The following is a 16,399-nucleotide window of genomic DNA, read 5'->3' on the forward strand; positions in this document are numbered from 1 at the left end:
ACTCAATAGCAGTCAGGCCGCCAACCTCGGACCGTTGCCCAGCCTCAATGAAAAATTGACCACCTTGGTGAGCAGTCTAGCCGAGCAATTAACCCTGGAGGCGCGCGAGGCCGTCGCTGACGAGCAAGAGCACCTCGCGCTGCAGCAGGCCAGCTATGCGCAGGCGCAGGCGCAACTACGCGAACGATTGGAGCAATCGCTCACCGCCATCACCCACCTCACCGGCGAGCTGGAACAGCAGCGGCAGCGCGAACGTGAGCTGCGCGAGCAATTAAAAGACAGTGAGGGGGAACGCCAACAATTACGACAGCTCGTGGCCGGCCAGCAACAAATCCTCGAAGAGCGGGCCCAGCAGCTGCAATCACTGGAGGACAAACATCAGCATGCCCGGAAGGGGCTCGAGCACTATCGACAGGAACAACTGACTCAACGCGGGCAAGAGCTGCGCCGGCACGACGAGCAGACCAATCAGTTACACCAGGAACTGCGGTCCTTGCAAAATGCGCAACTGGTCAAACAGGAGGAACTGGTCCAGGTGTACCGCGAGCAGGAACCCTTGCGCAACGAGCATCGGGTATTGCACGCACAGTTGCGTCAACAAACCCAGACCCTGCGCGATACCCAACAGGCCCACGACGCACTGGCGACAAAGCTGCAACAATTGCAGACCGAGTACGCCGTATTACGGGAACGGGTCAAACCGTACCTGCTTCAACACCGCGAAAACCGCCGGCAGTTGCGAGAGCAGGCACGCCAGATTGATACGTTACAAACTCTTCTGCGCCAATTGACGCCCCCGGCTAGGACCGGAGGTTCCGCTCGGAAGCCGGTGTCTACAAGATTGTTATCGAAAAATAGGTCGGCGCCTGAGATCAGGCGCATGCGGTGTTGTTACCGAGGCGGGTCCTGTGGCGTCCCTGTGAAAGCTCTGACCAGCAACACCGCTAAAACGCCACCCCCTCTGCGACCTGAATCAACATTTCTTCAACCAAACGAGTGCCCGGGCTGGTAGAGAGCAGTGCAATCGGATTTTCACCTGAAAAGCGCGCCTTGGATTTGCTCAGCCATCGCTGGGCTTTGTGGGTGTCCCCAAAGACTGCCCCGGCCATGGCCGTGATATGCGCAAGACGAAACAGCCGATCACTCTCAGCCACGCTTAGGCGCTGACCGTGAGTCAAGCGGGTTTTAAGGGTCTTGAGCGAAATGATTTGGTTGCACGCGTCGGGGTTGAATAGCCCCAAGTCGCAGAGCGTCTTAATACTCCCCGGCAAGAACCCCGCCTCGATCAACGCATGGATGTCCAGGTCAGAGGCATCGGTGGGAATAGGCAAAAACATCTCCAGCCGGATCCGGTAGGCCCGGTAAACATCATTGCGCATGACTTCAGCAAACATGGGTCGCCTTTTGGGTTTGGCATCGGGCTTAAAGCTTCGGCTATCTTCACTCAGTGTGAAGATGGGCTGCTCGGAAATCCATGGTGGTCACCCTTTCTAATGCTCAGACCGGGGTTCCTTGTAATTGGTAAACTTTTGCTGGCTGCCTAAGTGGGGTGAATTCAGGTCGATGTAGCCGTCCGGCTACCTGCCAGCAATCCGACCGGTTCCACGTCTCTACCCGCCGCCAGTGCGATGTCCAGGAATCGACTTGCACGGGTGCGCGCCCGGAGCGCTGCTTGGGCTTCGAGCTGAAACTGCTCAGCGAGGAGCCATTTGTTCGTTTTGACTTTGCGCTTACCTTTCATCACAGCTCTCGTAGTGAGTCACACATGTCTACGTCACGGCACGTTCGCGTAAAGGAACAGCTCGCTCTCATTCAGCACACGATTGGATACTTGAGGAGCCTGAGCATGGAGACGATCCTCCGAGTACCAGACATGGCGGGTTTTTTTTCTACGAAGATCGAGTTCTCCAAGCTTGTAGGTACCTGTCGCGGTTTTATAGACCACCGCTGATTCGTCAGCTTCGGCGCCTCTAAAACAGACAATTTGGATTACGTCCTCCAAGCTCCAAAATTGTCGACCGTTCACACTAGGTGGACACAGCATCTGAACGCCTTCGATGAGGACATCCTCCGCAAAATTCAGATAGTTCTGGAGCTCATACGCGCAACGGACAATCGCCGCTCGGTCTCGTTTGCCCGTTTGGATTGAGGTGATAGTTAGAAGAAAGCAAAAGCCTTCAACTTCACAGTGCGACCTTGCATGAACTGCGCGACTCCTGGGGTCAAGCACGTAAATCACTAGCTGCTCCGTTGCGAATGCGCTGGCTCCGCCTAAAGCGGTCTGGGTTTGGATCATGCCAGTGCTAGGCTTGTTCACCGCAGTGTCAATAAGACATGCGGTCCTTCTGGATGGTGCAGCGCTACGAAGAAAAGACATCAGCACCCCGCATATACATGTTATAGCTCCACGATGTGGGGTGTCAAAGCATGGCCTGATTGCTCTTTTGCAGCTGCACGGAAGAGCAATGGGATATCTGGAAGCTCTTGGGCAGACTCTAAGAGAAATTCGAGTGGATGCTGGACTCAAACGGGAGGACTGTTCGAGGGCGCTGAGCCGTGAGTATCTCGCCAGCGTAGAGCGGGGCCGGCAAAGCATTTCGATGGCGAAGTTTCGTTCACTGTGCGAATGCTTGGGCGTAACGCCGAGCATCGTGCTTTTTACGGTAGAGGCCCGTTTGGCATCGTTGAGCTTAGGGGAGTATCAGGCACGACAAAGTAGCGAGCTTGATGAATATCTCAAGGCTGGAAAATTACGCAGCGAAATTGGTGCAGGAGCCATTCAAGGGGTCCGAGGAAAACGAGCTGAGAACAATCGCAACGCCATACAGAAACTCCAATCCGAAGGGCTCAGCAAAATAGAGATATCTCGTAAGCTAGGCGTTGGAACAACGACGGTGGACCGACATTGGCGTAAAACGAACGTTGGCCATGACACGGACTGAAAGTATCCCTTTCAAATCAGTTCACCGCGCAGGTGGACCGGTTTCAGGACAATACCACCGTCAATAATCTCGATTGTAAGCTCGTCATCAAGGACCAAACCCAAGCTCGTTAGCAGTTCTGGTGGTAGGCTAACGATCATTTCGCCACTTCCATCTGCGGAATCATGGCTTTTGACTGTCCAGCTCTGGGAATCACTCATGGATCTCACTCATAGTGCATGGTTGGGGCAGTTCTTTATGCTCGCATTTTTTTATTGCCGATCAAGGTGGGGATCGCGAATGGCCGACTTTCTGTCTTTGATCAACCACGGCGTTGGGTAGATCAGAGAAATGACCGTTGAGACGGCGCCCGAAGAAAGCTGCAACACAGTGAGCGGAACTGGATGGAGTTAACCGGCGCACCACCGCCTCTTGCGGGGGACGTTGGCGAGTCTGCAGACAATGAAAGGTATCCCAAAGTCAGCAGGTTGGTAGAAATGTTCAATGCGCAGGCCTTGACAGCCGACCCTCAAGGCACCTGACTACCGAATTTTAGTGCGCTCACGATCAATGTCGGGAAGCGGTGCCGTTAATTGAGACTCTTTAAGCCCATGTCGATAGCCGTTGTACTGAATCACGACAAACTGCTCGAGCAACAATTGATTTTGCCTTTTTAGATCCGCTACTTCCGCCTCCAGCCTCCGGATACGCTGCGAAGCAATGACCAAGCTAGCAGGTTTTGAGTAAACCGGTTGGGCATCACGCGCCTCTTTCTTGCGGCTGGTGTAAGCGGACAAAATGGCCGCATGACTGCTCAAGGATTGCCGTGTGGGGCGTTTCCCCACCAGTGGCGCGACACCATCACATATTTTTTCCCAGTTCAGGAGTGCCACTTCCAGGCCATAAATAAAATTGACGATCGCTTTAAGATCTGACGCTGTTAAATGTTTAGCCATGATTTATGCCTTCAAGATTAATTTATTGGAAGCACTCGACAATGCCCGCTGGATATGACTAAAGTCACTGCCGGCCAAGCGCACCAACGCCCCATCAGGTAGTTGCTCATTGGACAGATGACCAATCAATTCCTCTAAATGCGTGATGGTCTTTTGATGATGGCTGATCCAACGATCGCTGCCCACCGCCGGCTCTTCAGCCTCCTCAACAGCAAGGGCTAACACCGTCTTCATCCGGCTCAATCGGAGCTTGAGGCGATCTAACTTTGCCTGATCGCCTTTAACGCAAATCTGTTCCGTGCAGTTTATGCAGTCCCGATACTTGACGCAGGGCATGATCACAAAGTCGTGAACACAAAACCCATACTCGGTCACATGTACCGCGGGAATCCGGTTACTGAAAAATTGCTCCGCTGTCACCGGCAAATTATTCGAAGTTACAACTTCAACAGAAGGCGGCGGATTGGCTGATTGCAATTGACCACGTATATCAGCAATGATTTCGGCATCGGTTAGATGGTTATAGACACGATTTTGCGTAGGGTTCGCACGCCCGGACCACTTAGCGATTTCATCCTGAGACATTCCCCCACGATTGGCGATCGTGTTCAAAAGATGTCGAGGTTGGTGGGTCTTTAATTTTAATGGCTGCCCATCACGCCCAGCATACCCATATCGATCAAAGATACTTTGATGTCCTTCCAATTTCACAGGTCCCAAATCGTATAAAAAAAACTCCAGACGCCGAACCTGCAACTCTACTGGATTTGTTCCCCTATGCACGTCAACTTGATTCTTCAGCGTACAAAACAATGCCTCACTAAAGCGGATTTTTTTTCCTTTATCGAGCCAGGGGAAATCTTTCGGCAGCCGTGACATCACGTAGGCCCAAAGTGATCTCAAGGTATGAGCCCCGTTTTTAGTGGATAACCCACGACCAAATAAACTCGGCGCTGCGCCTTTCGAATGCGTTTGATTGAAACCTAAAGCCCTCGCTGCTTGCACGACAGTCAAAGGCTGATCTTCGTCCACATCAGGACACATGTCATGCCGATAAAATTCATGCGGGTGGTTTTCGATCCACTCGGCCAAACGGCGTCCAGGTTCAGTAAGTTCTCTGATTCTATTGAACGCAGTTTTCGCGATCTCAACCATGGTCTCCGGAATCCATTTGATATCACCTTCGAAGTTTTTCGCGGAAAAAAAACGCCAACCGTACGGTATTGAATCACCCTCTTTCCACTCAAGGCCCAAGTCTTCGGGTCCGACTTCGGCAGTAATTGGTAGAGCAAGGATTTCCGAACCACGGGACGGTGCACACAACAGCATGGCCACAAAGGACGTGGTCGTAATGTCACGTGGTGACTGCGGGTTGCCAGCAAAAATTTCCGCCAGCGCGTTCAGCACGGCGTCCTCTGGAAGTGAATTCTGACGGTGGATATTGCCGTCTTCTCCGAGCTGAATATTATTGTGCTCGAGACTCGGCAGCGGACTACGCCAATCTTTGAGATTGTCTTTGGCCAATCCTCGTGAGGACAGAAATTCCGCAAGTTGCTCAAGAACAGTTCCACAAGAGTACGCGCTCGTAAGACTGTAGTGTTTTCTCGCAATAGCGGCAGCCTCGTCCAATACACGGATACTGCACCGCCAGATTTCAGCGGTTCCATTAATCGCTAATAAAGCCCTCTCCACTACGCGGAGTGCCATCATTTCAAACTGGTATTTTATTTTGGGGTTGTGTGCTTGCTTGTAGCTAATCCATGACTTGGCAAAATCAATATAATCATCCGAGAGTCGACACTCGTAAATATTGACCGATTTAGGAGGAGTTCCCAACTTCGAGAAGCCGATCCCTGGCCAACGCAAGGATGTCCACTCTTCGCTTGAGCCTGGGTAGTGCGACCGACAGAGTTCAACAAAATCGGTGACGTTCTGTCGTGCAGTCAAAGGGCTACGCGCAGAGAAATGAAAGATCTCAGTCATGGGATGTTCCCTCGCCAGCGCCACGTAATTGTTCTTTGCGGTTCACACAAGCCTGAATGACTTCGGCAACCGCCACGATCGTACGGTCCAGGACAGCCGCTATCGCCGGGTCTGCAGTGGTTCGTGCCACCTCATCCCTTTCTTCAATCAACCGCACGTAAATCAAGTGGTGTGGCCCCTCGAGCCAAGGCTGGAAATGAGGGCAGGTGTAACAGGGAATGGGGACGTTGGCACCACAAGCACCGCCATGACCGCACGTCCCGGTGCCTTTCCCAGCGAAGTCACGGATATCACTGCCCGGTATGTTGCCGCGACGGGCCTGTTCTTTGGTATCCACCAGCATACCGGCGAACGCCCGCGCGTACGGCGCCAGTTGATGCCCCACCGCCGCGTCAATTCGGGCAGCGTGCTCCGGGACATTCAAGGTGTAGACATGGGCGTTTTGCGTGTCGGATTGATCGAGCAACTCTGCAATCACCAGTACGCCGTAACCTTCACGCGCAGCACGACACCCCAAGGTGTATCGCAGGCGCCTGGCGTTAATATGCAACATTTCGCCCGTGCGCTCAGAATGTATATTTGCCACCTTGACTGCACGCTTCAATAATTGAGAAACCCTGCTGGCGTGCATGTGGAAAAAATCACCCAAATTCAGGCGATCAAACTCATTCAGCGCGACCTTTTCTGCCAGCGCTTGCGGATTAAAAAATAGAGGCAATTCCCGCCGGCTGTCTTCGGACAGATCGCTACACAAATACTGCTTAAAGACGTTTATTGAAAATTCCTTCTGGACTTCTAATGCACCCCAGAGCTCCTGGGTAATTTCCAGCTCTCGAAAACTGCTCCTGAACGCCCCACCCTGTTTGGCCCGCGGCAGATTGACAATATAATGACTGAAACCATCCGTTCCCGGCCGATCGTAAAGATCCTTTAACTTCAAGGAAGTTAGCTGTATCGGACGGCGGGCGCTGGCGGCTGCCAACATTAGCAGCGAGGTTTCCGTGACATTTAAACTCCCAGCTTCGTACGCCAGCACGGTTTTCTCAAGCAAGCCTTGAAGTTCGAAATCTGATAGCGGCCCCTCTTCAAGGTCCAGACGCTTTACCGCATCGCCTTTAATATTGCCTTTTATGCGCCAAGCATCCAACATGTCAACGACATCGTGATCAATTCCCGCATTTCCGAGTGCTCGCCATCTGGTAAATAGCGCTCTTACCGGCAGCAAATAGTATTCACGATCAGTGCCTAAATACTCACGATACGCAATAGTTTTTTTTGTATCTATCGCAGGCTCCATGCCGAAACGAAGAAAATAAACGTAATACCAATGTAAATTGGATACATAATTCGCGGACGAATCAGCAGCAAACGCTGCAAGAGTCGAAACATACCCTTTAAATACATCGCTTGAAACTAGCTGTTCAATTACCTCAAAGTCAATTAAAACGTCTCTACTTAATCTCCAACGGGCATCATTAACATTTAGATGTTTTCCATCGAGCGAAATAAACGAGCCAGTCTTGAGCTCAGCGCCTTGTGACTTACGGCTCTGACTAGTCATGATCATCTTGACCTTTACGTGCAGATCGCTGGAGATCCAAACTTGCCTTACGCGCTTTCTCAACGATGAACCGCCGATTGTAGCGAGCCGCGGTGCCTGAACCGGGTTGCCAACCCATCAGCTGCGAGCGCATGGCTTCCTGCTTGGCTTCGCTCACTGGTGGTACTTGCTTGTCCATTGTTTCCGAAAAGCGGCCGTTCCACGAATGGCGCAATCGATGACCGGTTACCTGGCGCAGTAGCAATGAAGATTGCTGAAGCGTTGCCCACATCTTGTTGTAACTGGAAATCGACAGCGCCTGGCCACAAGTCGGTCCTGCCTTGCAGGTGACAAACAGGTAGGACGTTTTTTTGGCATTGGGAACTGCACGTCGGTCGCCCAGAACGTATCGATGGATTTCGGCCACCAGCCAATCACTCAGCACCAATTCCCGGTCCAGGGTCTTGACCAACGGTTGGCGCAACCGCGGGTCATCCTCCTGATCGGCCCGACGAATGATGAGCAAGGTGTTTTGAGCGAAATTAATGTCCTCGATCCGGATATTAAGTAATTCACCGCCACGAATACCCAACTCATATTCCATCAACACCATCAAGCGATTGCGCGAGCGCACCGATAGATCGAACGGATTGCTGGGGCCATCGACTTCGATCACGGAGAGCAACAAATCCGCCTCAGACTCGGACAGTGCTCTGTTCACCAAGCCCTGATTACGCCCTTTAAAAGACGGCCGTTTGGCCTTGATCGCCTCGGCCATGGTTTTCAGCCCAGGCGGTTCGATTTGCAAGTGATCAAAGTATTGCCGACCAAGCCACAGCAGATAGTCGGCAGTGACCGTGAGTCGAACGTATTGGGTTTCCTTGGTCACACGAGGCTGGGATTCCAACAACTCTTCCAGGCTGAACATCGGCGGCTGCGCCATCCACAGCAGCCAATCATTGAACCGGTACGAACTGAAATCACGGAGGCTGTCGATTTCCGCATCAACCAGAAATTGCCGGGTCATCAAGCGCGACTTGAGATCAATGTGACGTATCAGGCAAAACCTGTGCAGGACAAGCAAGTGGCTGGCATACGCCGACAGCGCGGCATGCGAGAGGCTGGCATTGCGCACCTGGCTGGTGAGATACAGATTGGGTGCGTAGACCGGTACGCCTGTCAGGCGATCGACGAGCAGACTGTACCGCTCACCGGCGCGCATGACAAAAGCCCGGATTTTCAGATCGTTCATCCTACCCCCTAATTCTTTACGAAAATTCGAGGTGACAAATAAAACGATAGTTCAAGAAAAAACTTGCATGCAAAAATAATAAAAAAGCCCTGAGTATCAGGGCTTTAATATTTATTTTTTACATATTTATCTATGGTGTACGCTAGAACGCCAACTTGTAGCCGATCAACACCAGCATCGTCGCCAGGCAAGGGCGCAACAGTTCATCGGAGATGCGCCCCGTCAGGTGGCTGCCCAGGTAGATACCCGGCAACGAACCGACCAGCAAATAACCGAGCACGTGCCAGTCCATGTTGCCCATGCTCGCATGGCCGAGGCCGGCGACCAGGGTCAGGGGCACGGCATGGGCGATTTCGGTGCCGACCAGGCGGCGGGTCGGCAGCAACGGATAGAGGATGAACAATGCCACGGTGCCCAGCGCGCCAGCGCCGATCGAGGTCAGCGCGACCATGGTGCCCAGCACCAGGCCGGTGATCACGGTCAGGACATTCAGCCGCGCACCGCTGGGCTTGTAGTTGCCGCCCGCGCGCTTGTGGGCGAAGTCGAGCAGGCGCTTCTTGAACAGGATCGCCAACGCCGTGGCGAACAGGACGAAGCCCAATGCCTGTTTGATGATCGCGTTCATCGCATCGGGCGCTTCGTTCAGGCTGCTCAGGAACCACAACGTCAACATTACCGCCGGCACGCTGCCGAGGGTCAACCAACCGGTAATCGACCAGTCGATGTTGTTGTTCTTCCTGTGCACCAGCACGCCACTGGATTTGGTGATGGCCGCGTACAGCAGATCGGTGCCGACTGCGGTGGCCGGGTTGATGCCGAACCACAGCAGAATAGGCGTCATCAACGACCCGCCACCGACGCCGGTCATACCGACGATAAAGCCGACCACCAGCCCGGCCACGACCAACCCGATATTCAACAGATCCATTGAGACATCCACAAAAACTGCAGGAAATAACTGGCCCGCAGCATAGCGACATTTCTTATAACCAGTTATATCGATGCGATCTATCTTTATGCCTTGTTTGCAGCTCTACTGCACTGGCAGGAAATTCAGGAACAACAGGCTCTGGGCGTAATTCAAGCCGATCCGCCGGTAGCGTTCGTCGAGCATCTGGGTCAAAAGGTCCAGCCGCGCGACGATCTTGCCGAACTCCACAGCGAAACTCAGGTTACTGCCCTCCTCCGAAATTTCATTGGAAAACAGCATAGGCTGGCCGTCCTTGTTCTGGCGCTGGCTGAGGATCCAGGTGGCGATCTCGATGTTGCGCGCGGCATTGCTGACGAACGTCGGGTTGATCGCGTCCGTCATGTAGAACTCCAGGCGATTGCCGTGGGCGGTCACCAGCATGCTGCCGATGGCATAGATGAACGCACCGACCCGATCACCGAGAAACTCCGGGCTCATGGCAAACCGCAATGCCGCCAGATCCTTCTTGCCCCCCAGCGTGGGCAACGGCTCTTGCTGCTCAATGGCCATGCGCACCTGTTTACCCGCGGTGCGGGCATCCAGGAAGCCGGATTTTTTCAACTCCTCGGGGTTGCGCAGGTACAGCTTGCCCATCAGCAGGTAAAGGCTGTCGAGGTTGTCGCGCATGGCCAGCGTGGCCATGCGGTCGACGCTGGTTTGCAGGAATTCCTGGGGTTTGCCATCACGTATCTGGGTGAACAGGTCGTTGCCTGATTGATGGCTGCAACCGCTCACCAGGAACAGCGACAGGCCGGCCAGCAGTAGGCGATAGCGGCGGATTGAGCGGGCGATGTGAGGTGAAACTCGAGCCATGGGGTATTGAACTTGGGCATGGGCCGACGGTGGGGATCGCCGTTGGCTGGCAAGGAATAGAGCCGTTGGTTACGCAAAAGTGCGGTGGGAAGGGTTGCCAATCGATCACCGGCAATCTTGTTTCTTGTAGGAGCGAGGCTTGTCCGCGAACCAGACGCCGCGGTGTATCCGTTGCACCGCGTCATCGTTCTTCGCCGGCAAGCCTGGCTCCTACGGGGAGCACGTACATCCGGCGTCAGGTCTTCAAAAGGGAACCCGAAGGACTATCCTGATGCCAACCGCAATAATGACCACAAGGAGCTAAACATGCGCACCCAGCAATTGGCCGGTACCCAGGTACCCGTCATCGGCCAGGGCACCTGGCAAATGGGCGAAGACCCCGCCCGCCACCAGGCGGAAGTTGCCGCGCTGCGCCAGGGCATCGAACTGGGCATGACCCTGATCGACACCGCCGAAATGTACGGCGAAGGCGGTGCCGAGCAGGTGGTAGGGGACGCCATCGCCGGCCAGCGCGACCGGGTCTTCCTCGTCAGCAAGGTCTACCCGCACAACGCCAGCCGCCAGGGCATCCCCCAGGCGTGCGAGCGCAGCCTGCGACGGTTGAAGACCGATACCATCGATCTGTACTTGTTGCATTGGCGTGGCCAGTATCCCCTGGAAGAAACCGTGGAGGCCTTCGAACGCCTGCGTGAAGCCGGTAAAATAGGCCGTTGGGGCGTGTCCAATTTCGATCTCGACGATCTTCAGGAGCTTCAATCAAAGGCCTGCGCCACCAATCAAGTGCTCTACAACCTGGAGGAACGCGGCATAGAATTTGATCTCTTGCCCTGGTGCAAGGAGCACAGGATGCCTGTCATGGCCTACTGCCCGATCGGCCAGGCAGGGAACATGTTGGTCAATGCTACGCTCAAACAAGTAGCTGCCCGCCATGAAGCCACGCCTGCCCAGATTTCTCTGGCATGGCTGCTGCGCCAGGACGGCGTGATCGCCATCCCCAAGGCCGTCCGTCCCGAGCACGTGCAACTCAATGCGCAAGCAGCGCAATTGAAGCTGGAGGCTGGGGATCTGGAGGCGCTGGACCAAGCGTTTCAGGCGCCCAAACGCAAGCAGCGGTTGGCCATGGTCTAAGCCATCGCGGTGACAGAGGGCTTCGAGATGAGAAGCACCGATCAACCGGACGTCTTCAACCTGCAACGCTTTATCCAGGCGCAGAACCCGGTGTTCGACCGGGTTCAGGCCGAACTGGACGCCGGCCACAAGCGCAGTCACTGGATGTGGTTCATTTTTCCGCAATTTGCCGGGCTGGGTGACAGCGACATGTCGCGCCGCTTCGCCATCCGCTCCCGGCAAGAAGCACAGGCCTACCTCGAACACCCGCTGCTGGGTGCCCGGCTGATGACTTGCACCCAGCAAGTGCTGGACATCGAGCAGCGCTCGGTGGCGGCGATTTTCGGTCACCCCGACGACCTGAAATTTCGCTCCTCGATGACCTTGTTCGCCCAGGTCGCGGCCGACGACAGTCTCTTTCATCAAGCCTTGAACCAGTACTTTCACGGCATCCTGGACGACTGGACCTTGTCGCTGATGGACTCAAAACAAGCCCAGTTGCCCCCCCACCAGGGTTGAGAAATCGTCATGGACAAACGGCAGGATGGCGTCCGCCACCGGTTGCAGTTGCCGGCTGATGTAGTGGTCGTAATCGATGGGCGCACTGCGGATTTCCAGCGGTTCGGGGCCGGCAGTGGTAATCACATAGCTGATCCAGCCGCCATTCTGGTACTGCCGCGGGCGGCCCTGGCGATCGTTGTAATCATCGGCAATCCGCGCCGCCCGTACATGGGGCGGGACGTTGCGCTGGTAGTCGTCCAGCGTACGGCGCAGGCGCTTGCGGTAAACCAGGCGATCGTCGAACTTACCGGCCAGGGTCTTGCGCACGTATTCACGCACGTAGTCCTGATAAGGTTTGCGGTGGAAGATCAGCGAATACAGCTCCTGCTGAAATTGCCGGGCCAGCAGTGACCAGTCGGTGCGCACGGTTTCCAGGCCCTTATAGACCATTTCGTCGCTGCCATCGGCGCGCGTGACCAGCCCCGCGTAACGCTTCTTGCTGCCCTCCTCCGCGCCGCGAATGGTCGGCATCAGGAAGCGTTTGTAGTGGGTTTCGAATTGCAGCTCCAGCACGCTCTCCAGGCCATACTCAATACGCACGTGCTCGCGCCACCACTGGTTGACGTGATCGACCAGCGCGCGGCCGATCTGCGCGGCTTCCTGCTGGCCGTGGGCGCGCCGCAGCCAGACGAAGGTCGAGTCGGTGTCGCCGTAGATCACCGTATGGCCCTGGGCTTGGATCAACTCTCGGGTGCGCAGCATGATCTCGTGGCCACGCAAGGTAATGGATGACGCCAGGCGCGTGTCGAAGAAGCGGCAACCACTGGAACCCAGCACGCCATAGAACGCGTTCATGATGATCTTCAGCGCCTGGGACAGCGGCGCGTTGTGCTCGCGCTTGGCGGTTTCCCGGCCTTCAGCGACCCGGGCGACGATGGCGGGCAGGCAATGCCGGGTGCGGGAAAACCGCGCCCCGCGAAAACCCGGCACCGAATCCTCGTCATCGGGGTGCTTGAGCCCTTCGATCAGGCCCACCGGGTCAATGAGGAAGGTGCGGATGATCGACGGGTAGAGGCTTTTGTAGTCGAACACCAGCACCGACTCATAGAGCCCCGGTTGCGAGTCCATGACAAAACCGCCGGGGCTGGCTTGCGCCGGTTTGCTGCCAAGGTTCGGCGCGACGAAGCCCTGGCGGTGCATCAGCGGCATGTAGAGGTGGGTGAACGCCGCCACCGAGCCGCCCATGCGATCGGCCGGCAACCCGGTGACACTGGCCCGTTCCAGCAAGAACTTGAGCAGCTCGGTCCTGGCGAAGATCCGCGTGACCAGCTCGCAGTCCTTGAGGTTGTATTTGGCCAGCGCCGGCTTGTCCTCGGCGAACATGCGGTTGATTTCATCCATGCGCTGGTACGGGTTATCAATCGACTTGCCCTCGCCCAGGAGGGTTTGTGCGACGTTTTCCAGGCTGAACGAGGGGAAGCTCCAGGTCGCCGAGCGCAAGGACTCGATGCCGTCGATGATCAGCCGGCCGGCGGCGGATGCGAAGTAATGGTTGCCGCTGCCGTGTTCGCGCCATTGCATTTCCTCGCCGCCACGCCCCAGCTTCAGCGGCACGGCCAGGCGCCGGGCGTGTTCATGCAGGACCCGCAGATCGAACTGCACGACGTTCCAGCCGATGATGGCGTCGGGGTCGTGGCGGGCGAACCATTCATTGAGCTTTTTCAGCAGCAGGGTTCGCGACTCGCAGTATTCGAGCTGGAAATCCACCGCACCGTGGTCGCCATTGGGCGGGCCGAGCATATAGACCTGACGCTCGCCGCAGCCTTCCAGGGCAATGGAATACAGTTCGGCCTGGGCGGTGGTTTCGATGTCCAGGGACACCAGTTTCAGGCTGGGGCGGTAGTCGGGGTCGGGCTTCATCTGTGCATCGAGCAGCAGGCCGTCGGCCCCCGGCGTGCCGCCAAAGCGTACGGGCGCGGTGATGAACCGCTCCATCATGTAGCGCTCGGGCGGGCGCACGTCGGCCTCGTACACTTCGACGCCCGCCCTGCGCAGCGCGGTTTCCAGGCGCATCAGTTGCCCGTGCTGCCGGCAATACAGGCCGAGCACCGGACGATGTTCGAAGTCCTGCAGGGCCAGGGGCTTGAGCTCGACGTTTTTTTCGTCGCGCAACAGCACCTCGGCCTGCTCGCGCTGGTCTGCCGGGATGAACGCCACCGACGGCTGATGAGGCAGGCGGATATGCCGGGGACCGCTATCGGTCGCCAGCCAGAACTCGACTTCGGTGCCCGCCGGTGTGTCGCGCCAATGCCGGGTCAGGACGAAGCCCTGCGGTAAATCCACCACTGCAAACCTCGGGTTCTATTCAGGTGGGTGATTCTACGCGTCATCCGCAACTGTAGGCGCTGCCGAAGGCTGCGATCTTTTTCGGGTTAAGAAAGAAAATCCGCCGAATGACGTTTTTTGCGTGCTATCTGCCGCTTTTGCCCTTGCCCTGAACGCCTGGGTCTACGATTCTTCAAGGACAACGACAACACCCGGAAAACCGCCATGAAAACCGTCGCGCAACTGCTCAAGATGAAAGATCAGAAGAACCAGGAAGTGCACCAGATCAAACCTGATCACATGGTGCTCGAAGCGCTGATGAAGATGGCCGAAAAGAACGTCGGTGCCTTGCTGGTGGTGGACAATGACGAGGTGCTGGGCATCATCAGTGAACGCGACTACGCGCGCAAACTGGTGCTGCATGGCCGCTCCTCCGTGGGCACGCCGGTACGCGACATCATGGTATCGCCCGTCATCACCGTGGACACACATCAAACCGTCGACACCTGCCTGGGCATCATGTCCGACCGGCGTTTGCGCCACCTGCCGGTGGTGGAAAACGGCAAGTTGATCGGCCTGCTGTCGATCGGCGACCTGGTCAAGGAAGCCATCGCCGAACAAGCCGAGCTGATTCGCCAGCTGGAACAGTACATTCGCGGCGAATGACACGAAGCTTGCCGGCGAAGAACGATGACGCGGTGCAACAGATACACCACAGCGCCTTGTTCGCGGGCAAGCCTCGCTCCTACAAGGTTTTTGACGTGCCTATGAGGGCCAATGCCTGGCAAATACCGGCGCCAATATCGGATGCCGGTCAATCCGTTCCAGCCAGGCGAAAAAGCCCGGGCGGGTCCGGCGCAAATGTTCGCGGCTGCCCGCCCACCGCGTGATCACCGCCGCCAGCACATCCAGCGCGCCCGGTGTCTCGTCACCCAGATACAACTCAGCGGAAAACTGATCGGCAAACACTTCCCAACTCCAGTGAAGACGCTGCCGGGCACCGGCCATGAGGTTTTGCCGCGACGCTTCATCCGCCGCGACCAGCCAGCGTTCGGGGTAATCGATGATCCCGATGGCCGCATAACAATTGCTGACGATGAACACCATGCCCCGAATGGCCTGGTCACGGTCGGCAGGGTCAGCCGGCAACAGGTTCGACCCGGGAAACGTCAGCCCGAGATGAATCAGGATCGCCGCGCTCTCGGTGAGGATGCCGCCGTTGGGCAGTTGCAGGGTCGGAATCTGCTTGAGCGGATTGAGCTTCTCCAGTGCCTGGGCGGCCTCCGGGGAGGTTTCGACATCGATGAAGCGATAGGCAATCTCACACAGCTCCAGTGCGGCCTCGATCGCCGCGGCGCCCGAGTTCTGGTGTCCGTAGAGTTGATACATACACACCTCCTGTTGGCCGCGATCAGCACCAGCTAACCAGTGTAGAAGGCGCCATCGACCACGGCCCGAGCGTCCGACGACTGTAACATCACGCCCACGAACGGTATCGCCGCGCCCCTATCAATCGCATCGATGTTCACCATCACGTCAATGAAGTTCTCTTAAAAAATCCGCGGCGTAACATCAGCTCCATACCAAACAACTACACCCCGGAGCACACGATCATGAAACGCCAAACCCTCCTCAGCATCGCTTTCTCGGTTTTCGCAGTTAACGCTTTTGCCGCTACCTCTGCTGCGCCTGTTGTCGCTGAAGGTGGCTCGGATCGCCTGATTGAAAGCCGAGTGGCCGAGGGTGGTTCTGACCGCCTGATCGAAAATCGCGTCGCTGCCGATGGTTCGGATCGTCTGCAAGGCAACACTGTCGCCGCCGATGGCTCCGACCGTCTGCAAGGCAACACCGTCGCCGCCGATGGTTCCGACCGTCTGCAAGGCAACACCGTCGCCGCCGATGGTTCCGACCGTCTGCAAGGCAACACCGTCGCCGCCGATGGTTCCGACCGCCTGCAGGGCAACACCGTCGCCTGAACCCATCGCGTCACTGCATCAACAAAAAGCCCGGCCTGATCAGCCGGGCTTTTTC

Annotated in this window: 16 protein-coding genes; 6 read left to right on the plus strand and 10 right to left on the minus strand. The window is 56.3% G+C overall.

Annotated elements, in window-relative coordinates; genetic code table 11:
* Window positions 1-1,012, plus strand: a 1,012-nt coding sequence (locus ACIO0C_RS22555; protein ID WP_401315347.1) for a hypothetical protein, incomplete at its 5' end; no start/stop codon positions are given.
* Here ACIO0C_RS22555 and ACIO0C_RS22560 read toward each other — a convergent pair.
* Window positions 945-1,394 (minus strand): antitoxin Xre/MbcA/ParS toxin-binding domain-containing protein, encoded by a 450-nt coding sequence (locus ACIO0C_RS22560; protein ID WP_401315348.1) that lies wholly within the window; start codon window positions 1,392-1,394, stop codon window positions 945-947. The genes ACIO0C_RS22555 and ACIO0C_RS22560 overlap by 68 nt on opposite strands.
* Before the next feature lie 1,071 nt (window positions 1,395-2,465).
* Between ACIO0C_RS22560 and ACIO0C_RS22565 the strand changes: the two genes are divergently transcribed.
* Window positions 2,466-2,942 (plus strand): helix-turn-helix domain-containing protein, encoded by a 477-nt coding sequence (locus ACIO0C_RS22565; protein WP_401315350.1) that lies wholly within the window; start codon window positions 2,466-2,468, stop codon window positions 2,940-2,942.
* Between the two features lie 11 nt (window positions 2,943-2,953).
* Here the strand turns inward: ACIO0C_RS22565 and ACIO0C_RS22570 are convergent, their stop codons facing one another.
* The 7 genes from ACIO0C_RS22570 to ACIO0C_RS22600 all read right to left on the minus strand — a co-directional run bounded on the left by ACIO0C_RS22570 (window position 2,954) and on the right by ACIO0C_RS22600 (window position 10,435).
* Window positions 2,954-3,142, minus strand: coding sequence for an AbrB/MazE/SpoVT family DNA-binding domain-containing protein (locus ACIO0C_RS22570; RefSeq protein WP_401315351.1), 189 nt, complete (start codon window positions 3,140-3,142; stop codon window positions 2,954-2,956).
* Between the two features lie 321 nt (window positions 3,143-3,463).
* Complete coding sequence (locus tag ACIO0C_RS22575; RefSeq protein WP_401315353.1) at window positions 3,464-3,877, minus strand: hypothetical protein; 414 nt, start codon at window positions 3,875-3,877, stop codon at window positions 3,464-3,466.
* A 3-nt stretch (window positions 3,878-3,880) separates the two neighbouring features.
* Entirely contained in the window at window positions 3,881-5,860 is a 1,980-nt protein-coding gene (locus ACIO0C_RS22580) for an integrase (RefSeq protein ID WP_401315355.1), read from the minus strand.
* Window positions 5,853-7,421, minus strand: a complete 1,569-nt coding sequence (locus ACIO0C_RS22585) for a site-specific integrase (RefSeq protein WP_401315357.1) — start codon at window positions 7,419-7,421, stop codon at window positions 5,853-5,855. The genes ACIO0C_RS22580 and ACIO0C_RS22585 overlap by 8 nt, the downstream gene beginning before the upstream one ends.
* Window positions 7,414-8,652 carry a tyrosine-type recombinase/integrase gene (locus ACIO0C_RS22590; RefSeq protein ID WP_401315358.1) on the minus strand — a complete coding sequence of 413 codons (1,239 nt, stop codon included), beginning with the start codon at window positions 8,650-8,652 and terminating at the stop codon, window positions 7,414-7,416. The genes ACIO0C_RS22585 and ACIO0C_RS22590 overlap by 8 nt, the downstream gene beginning before the upstream one ends.
* A 142-nt stretch (window positions 8,653-8,794) precedes the next feature.
* On the minus strand, window positions 8,795-9,580 hold the full coding sequence (locus ACIO0C_RS22595) for a sulfite exporter TauE/SafE family protein (protein WP_401315360.1): 786 nt from the start codon (window positions 9,578-9,580) through the stop codon (window positions 8,795-8,797).
* 105 nt (window positions 9,581-9,685) lie between these two features.
* Entirely contained in the window at window positions 9,686-10,435 is a 750-nt protein-coding gene (locus ACIO0C_RS22600; RefSeq protein WP_401315362.1) for a hypothetical protein, read from the minus strand.
* 306 nt (window positions 10,436-10,741) lie between these two features.
* Here ACIO0C_RS22600 and ACIO0C_RS22605 point away from each other — a divergent pair, with 306 nt between their 5' ends.
* A complete protein-coding gene (locus ACIO0C_RS22605; protein ID WP_401315364.1) occupies window positions 10,742-11,563 on the plus strand; it encodes an aldo/keto reductase in 822 nt (273 codons plus the stop codon).
* 27 nt (window positions 11,564-11,590) lie between these two features.
* On the plus strand, window positions 11,591-12,061 hold the full coding sequence (locus ACIO0C_RS22610) for a DUF1810 domain-containing protein (protein ID WP_401315366.1): 471 nt from the start codon (window positions 11,591-11,593) through the stop codon (window positions 12,059-12,061).
* On the opposite strand, the gene ACIO0C_RS22615 is transcribed toward ACIO0C_RS22610, so the two are convergent.
* A complete protein-coding gene (locus ACIO0C_RS22615) occupies window positions 12,026-14,386 on the minus strand; it encodes a DNA polymerase II (RefSeq protein ID WP_401315368.1) in 2,361 nt (786 codons plus the stop codon). The genes ACIO0C_RS22610 and ACIO0C_RS22615 overlap by 36 nt on opposite strands.
* A gap of 207 nt (window positions 14,387-14,593) precedes the next feature.
* Between ACIO0C_RS22615 and ACIO0C_RS22620 the strand changes: the two genes are divergently transcribed.
* A complete protein-coding gene (locus tag ACIO0C_RS22620) occupies window positions 14,594-15,034 on the plus strand; it encodes a CBS domain-containing protein (protein ID WP_401315370.1) in 441 nt (146 codons plus the stop codon).
* Between the two features lie 99 nt (window positions 15,035-15,133).
* On the opposite strand, the gene ACIO0C_RS22625 is transcribed toward ACIO0C_RS22620, so the two are convergent.
* The gene (locus tag ACIO0C_RS22625) at window positions 15,134-15,757 is read right to left on the minus strand and encodes a glutathione S-transferase N-terminal domain-containing protein (protein ID WP_401315372.1); all 624 of its coding nucleotides are present in this window, start codon (window positions 15,755-15,757) and stop codon (window positions 15,134-15,136) included.
* 224 nt (window positions 15,758-15,981) lie between these two features.
* On the opposite strand from ACIO0C_RS22625, the gene ACIO0C_RS22630 reads away from it, so the two are divergent.
* Complete coding sequence (locus ACIO0C_RS22630; RefSeq protein WP_401315373.1) at window positions 15,982-16,344, plus strand: hypothetical protein; 363 nt, start codon at window positions 15,982-15,984, stop codon at window positions 16,342-16,344.
* Window positions 16,345-16,399: the final 55 nt, after the last annotated feature.

The sequence above is a fragment of the Pseudomonas sp. NPDC087336 genome, assembly GCF_044744285.1.
In the GTDB taxonomy this organism is placed as follows: domain Bacteria; phylum Pseudomonadota; class Gammaproteobacteria; order Pseudomonadales; family Pseudomonadaceae; genus Aquipseudomonas.

Excerpts from the sequence above, each read along its gene's own strand:
- ACIO0C_RS22600 (WP_401315362.1), bottom strand. The coding sequence starts at position 10,435 with ATGGCTCGAGTTTCACCTCACATCGCCCGCTCAATCCGCCGCTATCGC.
- ACIO0C_RS22575 (WP_401315353.1), bottom strand. The coding sequence starts at position 3,877 with ATGGCTAAACATTTAACAGCGTCAGATCTTAAAGCGATCGTCAATTTT.
- ACIO0C_RS22560 (WP_401315348.1), bottom strand. The coding sequence starts at position 1,394 with ATGTTTGCTGAAGTCATGCGCAATGATGTTTACCGGGCCTACCGGATC.
- ACIO0C_RS22570 (WP_401315351.1), bottom strand. The coding sequence starts at position 3,142 with ATGAGTGATTCCCAGAGCTGGACAGTCAAAAGCCATGATTCCGCAGAT.
- ACIO0C_RS22565 (WP_401315350.1), top strand. The coding sequence starts at position 2,466 with ATGGGATATCTGGAAGCTCTTGGGCAGACTCTAAGAGAAATTCGAGTG.
- ACIO0C_RS22585 (WP_401315357.1), bottom strand. The coding sequence starts at position 7,421 with ATGACTAGTCAGAGCCGTAAGTCACAAGGCGCTGAGCTCAAGACTGGC.
- ACIO0C_RS22630 (WP_401315373.1), top strand. The coding sequence starts at position 15,982 with ATGAAACGCCAAACCCTCCTCAGCATCGCTTTCTCGGTTTTCGCAGTT.
- ACIO0C_RS22595 (WP_401315360.1), bottom strand. The coding sequence starts at position 9,580 with ATGGATCTGTTGAATATCGGGTTGGTCGTGGCCGGGCTGGTGGTCGGC.
- ACIO0C_RS22580 (WP_401315355.1), bottom strand. The coding sequence starts at position 5,860 with ATGACTGAGATCTTTCATTTCTCTGCGCGTAGCCCTTTGACTGCACGA.
- ACIO0C_RS22610 (WP_401315366.1), top strand. The coding sequence starts at position 11,591 with ATGAGAAGCACCGATCAACCGGACGTCTTCAACCTGCAACGCTTTATC.
- ACIO0C_RS22605 (WP_401315364.1), top strand. The coding sequence starts at position 10,742 with ATGCGCACCCAGCAATTGGCCGGTACCCAGGTACCCGTCATCGGCCAG.
- ACIO0C_RS22620 (WP_401315370.1), top strand. The coding sequence starts at position 14,594 with ATGAAAACCGTCGCGCAACTGCTCAAGATGAAAGATCAGAAGAACCAG.
- ACIO0C_RS22625 (WP_401315372.1), bottom strand. The coding sequence starts at position 15,757 with ATGTATCAACTCTACGGACACCAGAACTCGGGCGCCGCGGCGATCGAG.
- ACIO0C_RS22590 (WP_401315358.1), bottom strand. The coding sequence starts at position 8,652 with ATGAACGATCTGAAAATCCGGGCTTTTGTCATGCGCGCCGGTGAGCGG.